Genomic DNA, 7,630 nt, shown 5'->3' with positions numbered 1-7,630 from the left:
TTATTCTGTGGGTGTGCCTATTAGTAACTTAATTGGCACCAACGAGCGAGTGGTGGAGTACCAGCGTCTTTGGAATATGATCCAGCGTTACATGGATGTAAGTCAACCGATGCCAGATCTGTTGGTGTTAGAAGAAGCTAGAGTCAAAGACCCTGTAACCGCTGCCCATGATCAACAGACTGGCCGCAATCCGCGTTACTGGCGAGATATGAGCGATGACACCTACAAGAAGACGCTAGCGGAAATAGCCGAAAAACAAAAAACATCACCCGCCACCGGCCCAAAAATCAATATCTTTGCGGATAGCTGATATGACTTTCATCACTGGTTTTCGTTATTGTACTCATAATTATCCCCATTAATAGGAGGCCTTTCTTTGTTGATTATATATACTATTCTTTTAATAGTTATGAGTGTGACGCTTTTCTCTTGGTTATATGATAATAGTGCCCGAAAAAAGGAGAGAGATGAATCTATTCTCAAATTTAGAGAACAGGTAGAAAAGTATAGCACTCTTTCTGATAATGATTTAACAAAAATGCGTAAACTATATAAGCGTAGGTTTAGTGAAAAATCAGTGTATCATTATCAGGGTAAATATAATTCTGTATGGTTGTCACCAGGTTTCCAAAATCGTTGGTTTGATCACTGTATTGATAATATACGAGTTGAATCTATATTCTGGCCGCCAAAAATTTATTCAGAACAAGAATCTCACATTAAGGTTAAAGGTCTTATTTATAAAGATGCTTTGTTTGCCACTCACATAAATGATATCGATCTGATTCATGAAAGGTTGAAAAGTGAACGATTGCCAAAAGAGTGGGTGATGAGGCCTGTTGATAAGGTCTATCTCGAGGCGTTTTTATTCTTACCTCTACCTATATCTATTTTTAGCCTCATTATGTCTACTGCTAACTTCCCTTTGGGGCTTTCTATTACATTGATATTTTTATTGATTGTGGTTGGATTAATAGCGTTTGCAATTATACGTATGCATCGATTAATGAAAATCGAGGGGGAGTGTAAACTTCCTCAGCGAAAAGAGGAGTTTGACTCTTATAAAGTTATTGATTCTATTCTTGTCAGAGATCCGCAAAAAAAATTATCCCCTGGCGAGTCATATATATTACACTGTTCTAAAACAAATGGTATAGCACTCAGCACTGAGTGTGTAAACTACAATGAATATATTAATGATGATAGGCTCTCACTTTTTGGAACGCCGTCATTTAAGTGTTTTTGGGCACTGCTTTTTCTCATTTTTCATGCGGCTTTTTTTTATAATGTAATATCTTCTCGCTCATACGATATATATAGTGCTGTTACTGAGTTTAAACAAGATATAAATATAGAAAAAGGAAACTTGGAAAGTATTGAATATACATCGGAAGGAGATTATATTCATATTCGAGGAGCACTCGCGATGCCGTTTAAATTTGGATTTATGTTCTGTATGAATGACTCTAGGATTAAGGATGACAACAATCTGTTGTCTGTCATTGGAAATGTTCGTGATAAAAGCTCAGGTTATCTCTCAAAATCTGATTATATTGAGAATTTGAAGTCTGAAAATATAGAGCAATGCCAGGTTAAAATTAAAATCAAGGAGCCAGTAAAAGATAATTCTCTGATGTCAGCAAAAGACATCTCTGATTGGATAATTTCTCTGCCTGATTCTAGAATAGATTATCACGTAATCAATACATTAATAGGATATATCTATGGAATTGAGTTTTCCAAAGACTACCCCTTGTCAGGACTGATAATAAGTAATCAAAATGATCATGATGGCTCCACTTTGATTACATTAGATAATACTCTTTCTCCGGTCACGGATGACAAGATCAAAAGCGTTAAATACAAGCTAATGATCCATGGTATATTGACGACTATTTACTTGATTTGTTTCGCTCTTTTTCTTTTAGGGATTGTTAGAGATAAACGCATGAGCCTGAATCAATATAATAAGTGAAACGCTCATAGTTAAACTGGAGAGATGAAGTCAACCACTGATAGTGATGCGCTTCTCATCGCTAAACTCAAGCGTGATTACCATGAGTTACCAGTAGTTGGTCGAAGGACAACGATATAAGTCTGGAATACTAAAGTACCGTAGGTTTAACTGCGATATTATACATAATAATAGACGCTGAAGGGCATTGCCGTTGAAATGCAGTCGGCTTCATACATCAGTATGATGGGCTTCATAAACGGTTATCAGGGTTAGGAGCATTAATATAATGAATTTCAGCCAGCGGGTTATTAGTTTTTGCCCACGAACCTATCGAACGCTTGCTCCGCACTCATGGGTTTGAAGAAATAGAACCCTTGAATTTCATCGACACGCCACACATTAACAATGCGCAGTTGTGAGGCGGTTTCGACACCTTCTGCTACGGTAGTCATTCCTAACTCTTGTGCCATGTTGATGATGCTGCGTACCAGTGTTTTTGCTTTTTCATTTGTCTCGATTTCACTCATATAAGATTTGTCGAGTTTGACAATATCGAGCGGGAAATTGCACAAAGAGCTGAAGGACGAGTAGCCGGTACCAAAGTCATCGAGTGCAAGCTGGACGCCAAGCGCTTTAAGATCGTGCATCCGTTTTATTGTTTCCTGATCGGCACCAAGCAAAATACTTTCAGTGACCTCTAATACCAGTTGTCCAGGCGCCAATTGATATTGCTGAATAAGCCGTTTGAGGTTGGTGACGAGGGATGTTGCGCCGAAGTGTGGGCTTGATAAATTGATGTGAATAGTCAGGCGATGTTGTGACTGTTTGCTCCAGTGTTGTTGAATTTGTTGTAAAAAGGCACAGGCTTTTTCTAGCACCAGCTCGTCGAGCTCAATGATGAGTTTGTGTTTTTCCGCTAATGGTATAAAGATACCAGGCGAAATCATGCCCAGGGCCGGATGATGCCAGCGAGCCAATGCTTCAAAGCCGATCACTTGATTGGATGTCGCATTGACAATGGGTTGAAAGAAAGCGGTAAACTCATGATTTTTGAGCGCCGCAACGAGGTTCCGGTTGATCACCAAGGTCTCTTGAGCTGCTTGAGCCAGAGCATCGTCTACGATAATGACATGTTGCTTGGGCCCATGCTGTTGTTCTATCGCATAAAAGCCACAGTGCACCAGTGCTTCGAAGTGCTCAAATTGAAGATGGGAATCAACGAACGCGGCTTTTAAACCAATATCAAACTCGGTATCGGTAATGGTCGAATGGTTAGTACTGTCTCTTAGCACATCGTTGGCTTCATTAATGAGTTTGTTATCGTCGTTGCTATGGCTAAAGATCACAAACTCATTTTCACTCAAACGCCCCACAGTAACGCCGTGAAAACGATGGCTCAGGCTGTCAGCAATGTGTTTCACGGCACCGTCATAAGCTGCATGGCCGTATATTTCATAGATTTCACGCAGCCGAGTGGCAATAAAGTAGATGGTGGATACTGGGTTAGGCCCTGATAAGGCCTCGTTTAATGCTTTAATGGTTGCGGGCCGATTGAGCAGCCCTGATAAGGTGTCATGTTGAGACAAGGTTTCAATCAAGGCGGCTTGTCGCTTCTGTTGACTCATGTCTTTTACGGCAAGCATTACGGCGCCGTTTTCTTGTCGTTCGAGGCGGATCACCTCTATGGCGCAATTTAAAGGTTGCCCAGAGGCACTTTGTAACGTGGTTTCAAAATGCGTTGTCTCACGCTCGGGGTGTTGCTCAAATTGCATTAGCTGTTTAAGTGCAGAGTCATCATTGATCACCAGTGTGGCAAAAGAGCGATGCAGTAAGGTATTACGCTGATGACCGAGCAATTGTAAAAGCGCCTGGTTGACATCAACAATCTTTTCTCCTTCTAAAACAATCATCCCCAAATGTTGGCTGTGATATAACGCATCGAATTTTGATAATGCTTCTTTTAATTGCTGCTCTGTTTGTGACGAAGACTGAGCTAGAGCTTCAATTTGCTGGGTAATGCGTTTGAATGTGTCTTTTGACTTGGATGGGGACGCAGTGTCTCCCAGTAGATCACTTACATCACGCTCGAAAGAGATAAACGGCTTAGTCACTTTTCGTCGATACAGGAGATACACCGAGCCGCCAATGAGCGCGCTGATGATAACCAACGCGAGAATCAAGTAATAAAACACTTGCTTACCTTGCTGGTAATAGCGGCGCGGCTCTTTTGTTTTTAAAATAGCGATAAGGTCGCCATTGAGATCGTGGAGCGGACTCAGGCGTGAAATGTAGGTATTATCCCGTGCGATGGAAGGAAGCTCGGTGTTTGCGTAAATTGACGTTGTTGTAACGAGGGTGTTTTTACCCGCCAAAATATTCTCATAGGCAGATGGAAAACGTCCCGTCAGTGCTTGGCCCCATATCATCCACCCAGCAGCTTCAGCCTGTCCTGAGCTGTCTCTGATTGGGCTGACACTGATCACCCATATTCTTCCGCGCAGTTCAAGTAAGCCAGCTAAGGATTGTCGTTGAGTTCTCCATCTTTGGGTGATGTGGTTGTGCACCGGCGCTGATTGATATATGTCGGAGATAAAAGCGTGCTCGTCCTTTTCATTCAATACTTTAGCTTCGATCACGTTCCCGTTTAAATCAGCAAACCCCATCAGGTTGAGTCCCAAAGACTCTAAGCTGGCGTCCTCTAGGTTTCTTGCTGCAAAGTCGGGATTGCGTCCGTTAACCAATTCGTAGGTATCGTCCCAATGCGCCCAATCGATAGCATATTCTGCTTGATTATTAATGAGCCGCTCGATAATGGCTTGAGCTTGATTATTGGATCGGGCAATCTCAATATCTTCTAAATGGCTGATACCGAACAGAAAAAAATACCGTGTCACCAGGAGGCTACTAATAAAAATGGCCAACAAGCCCAAAATAAAAATGAGTGCGGCTTTGCTATGCAGTGTGACAAACGGCTTACGAGTCATGCAAAAATCCAATTAAAAGAGGCAGGTGGCGAGTGCCATGGTTTGAAAATAGGCGAAGGGCTGCCAATGATCAATCTATTTGGTTTCACGGTGAGGAAAGCGTAACGTTTTACAGTGTAAACTGTTCAGAAGCGTGATTAACACGGCGCCACTGGGACGCCGCGTCGGAGTATCAAGACCGTCCACCCATTTATTTACGGCGGCAGAACTCTGCAATCACAAACAGGGTTTGGCCGTTTACTTTTCCTTGCACATGAGTAGGATCATCGGTCAAGTTAATGCCGCGTATCACCGTGCCTTGTTTGATCACTTGGCTTGAGCCTTTAACGGGCAAATCTTTAATCACGGTCACGTCGTCGCCTTTTTGCAGTGCCACGCCGTTAGCGTCCAATACTTTGACTTCTTCGATATCTTGACCGGTTTCTGCCCACTTACGGACATCGTCTTCCATATACATCATATCAAGATTATCTTGCGCCCAACTTTCGCTAGAAAGGCGAGAGAGCTGGCGATAGGCAACTACCTGTACCGCAGGCTCTTGGCTCCACATACTATCGTTCAGGCAGCGCCAGTGGTTCACATCCATATTGTCTGGGTGTTGCAGCTGGTCGTGACACTTGCTGCAAACCAATACGCAACTGTTCGCTGTGGTGTCGGGCGAGTACGGGACTTCATACACAGATAAGTTGTCTGGGCTGGTGCAGAGTTCACATTGGCCGCCACTGCGCGCCTGAAGCGTTTGTTCAATACTCATTGATTATCTCACGGTTGGCAGGGGATCCCTGCAGTTACAGTGCTGCAGAGTGTAATCGCTGAAATAATTTCTTACAAGTTGTAAGGGATTAGGTCATCGCATGACGTTGCTTTATGTAGGCTCAGTACGAACACAAAAATGCCACGCATGGGCGTGGCATGGGTAACGTCTATTGTTTTCAATAATTAGGCATTTGCCGTGTCTTGCTTCACCACTTCATGGTGATCGAAGATAGTCTTATCTTGGCCACCGGTCAATCGAGAGGTGAGGGTACCGGCCGTCATTGAGCCGCTCACGTTCACAGCGGTACGACCCATATCGATTAATGGTTCGATAGAAATCAACAGACCCGCTAGCGCGACTGGCATATCCAGTGCCGAGAGTACAATCAGTGCCGCAAAGGTCGCGCCGCCGCCCACACCGGCAATACCGAATGAACTGACAGTGACAATTGCAACCAAGGTGGCGATAAAGCCCGGATCGAGTGGATTAATGCCAATGGTAGGTGCAATCATGACCGCCAGCATAGCTGGATACAAGCCGGCACAGCCATTTTGACCCATGGTGGCACCGAATGACGCTGAGAAATTGGCGCTGGCCGGATCGTTACCCAAGTTCTTCATTTGCGAATCGATATTGAGCGGAATCGTGGCCGCGCTTGAGCGAGACGTAAAGGCAAACGTCAGCACAGGGAGCACTTTTTTGAGATATTGAATTGGGCTCATACCGACAAGGCCAATCAATACCAAGTGCATGACTAGGATGGCACCTAAGCCTACATAAGAGGCGGCAACAAAGTTGGCAAGTTCAAGAATTTCACTTACGTTTGAGCCAGCTACCACTTTGCTCATCAAAGCTAAAATACCGTAGGGAGTGAGGCCGATGATCATTCGAACCAACGTACGCACTAATTCTTGAGCCACATCCATAAAGCGCTCAAAACGCTCGCCAAGCTCAGGTTGAGTGCGCGACAATGTGACACCAGCGATACCCACGAGCGCAGAGAAAATCACCACAGCGATAGTCGAGGTTGGACGGCTACCGGCTAAATCTGCAAATGGGTTTTGTGGGAAGAAAGAGATAATCATATCAGCTAGTGATAAGTCTTCGACCGAGCCCAAGCGCTGCTCCAAGGCGGCACCACGCGCCATCTCTCGCGCACCTTGTACGATATCTTGCGCAGACAACCCAAATAGGTTGCTGACGAGTACACCAATGAGCGCAGACGCGGCGGTGGTGGCCAGCAAAATACCGATATTCAAGCTGGAAATTTTGCCCAGTGAGCCTGAGTCTTTCACTTTCAAAATCGCGCCAATAATCGACACCGTAATTAACGGCATGATGATCATCTTGAGTAGGCTGACGTAGCCTGAGCCGACGATATTGATATAGTTGATGGTCTCGCGCGTGATCGCGCCGTCAGCACCGTATAACGCTTGCAGCGCTGCGCCGAAGGCAACCCCCAAGCCGAGGCCAGTAAACACACGTGTGGATAAGGATTTTTGTTGCTTGTGCAATTTGACAAGCACCGCCAGCAACAGCGCAAAAGCGATCAGATTTAAAAGGATAACTGTCATAGTCGGCGTTCCAATCTAGAGAATTATAATGACGTGAAGCTCTAACCCCGTTCAATGTAATCGAGGATTAGCGATTGCTTGGCATCATATGCCGGAAGGTGCATGCAATGAAGACCTGTGTCACATTCTTGCTAGATAAAAAAAGCACTTATTAAAACCAAAAAGAATATGGCGCAAAATTTCAGCAATATTTGCTGAGTCAGTATGCAATAGCATGAAAGGTCTACCAATGTTGGAGGCGATGACACGGTCGGAGCGAATCTCAATTGGATAAAAACGAACGTTCGTACTATAAATGAAGGCATCGTTGGGTTAAAGTGAACCGACTGCGCCACTGTTATCAATAGATAGTGGCGTA

Annotated in this window: 4 protein-coding genes and 1 pseudogene; 2 read left to right on the top strand and 3 right to left on the bottom strand. The window is 44.2% G+C overall.

Going from position 1 to position 7,630, the window contains the following annotated elements; all coding sequences use genetic code 11:
• Window positions 1-310 (top strand): annotated as a pseudogene (locus tag BZG25_RS12600) (hypothetical protein); the annotation flags it as partial.
• A 66-nt stretch (window positions 311-376) separates the two neighbouring features.
• On the top strand, window positions 377-1,975 hold the full coding sequence (locus tag BZG25_RS12595) for a hypothetical protein (protein WP_077639171.1): 1,599 nt from the start codon (window positions 377-379) through the stop codon (window positions 1,973-1,975).
• Between the two features lie 290 nt (window positions 1,976-2,265).
• Here the strand turns inward: BZG25_RS12595 and BZG25_RS12590 are convergent, their stop codons facing one another.
• The 3 genes from BZG25_RS12590 to BZG25_RS12580 form a co-directional block, all read right to left on the bottom strand.
• The gene (locus BZG25_RS12590) at window positions 2,266-4,941 is read right to left on the bottom strand and encodes an EAL domain-containing protein (RefSeq protein WP_077639170.1); all 2,676 of its coding nucleotides are present in this window, start codon (window positions 4,939-4,941) and stop codon (window positions 2,266-2,268) included.
• Window positions 4,942-5,131: 190 nt separating this feature from the next.
• Entirely contained in the window at window positions 5,132-5,695 is a 564-nt protein-coding gene (locus BZG25_RS12585; protein ID WP_077639169.1) for a PhnA domain-containing protein, read from the bottom strand.
• Window positions 5,696-5,880: 185 nt separating this feature from the next.
• Window positions 5,881-7,272, bottom strand: coding sequence for an L-cystine transporter (locus BZG25_RS12580; protein ID WP_046075893.1), 1,392 nt, complete (start codon window positions 7,270-7,272; stop codon window positions 5,881-5,883).
• Window positions 7,273-7,630: the final 358 nt, after the last annotated feature.

Source organism: Salinivibrio sp. ML198 (assembly GCF_001996015.1).
GTDB lineage: Bacteria > Pseudomonadota > Gammaproteobacteria > Enterobacterales > Vibrionaceae > Salinivibrio > Salinivibrio siamensis.
The sequence above is the reverse complement of the archived record's forward strand: the minus strand, read 5'-3'. Positions and strand labels throughout refer to the sequence as shown.

Coding starts and splice junctions, on each gene's coding strand:
- BZG25_RS12585 (WP_077639169.1), bottom strand. CDS start 5,695: ATGAGTATTGAACAAACGCTTCAGGCGCGCAGTGGCGGCCAATGTGAA.
- BZG25_RS12590 (WP_077639170.1), bottom strand. CDS start 4,941: ATGACTCGTAAGCCGTTTGTCACACTGCATAGCAAAGCCGCACTCATT.
- BZG25_RS12580 (WP_046075893.1), bottom strand. CDS start 7,272: ATGACAGTTATCCTTTTAAATCTGATCGCTTTTGCGCTGTTGCTGGCG.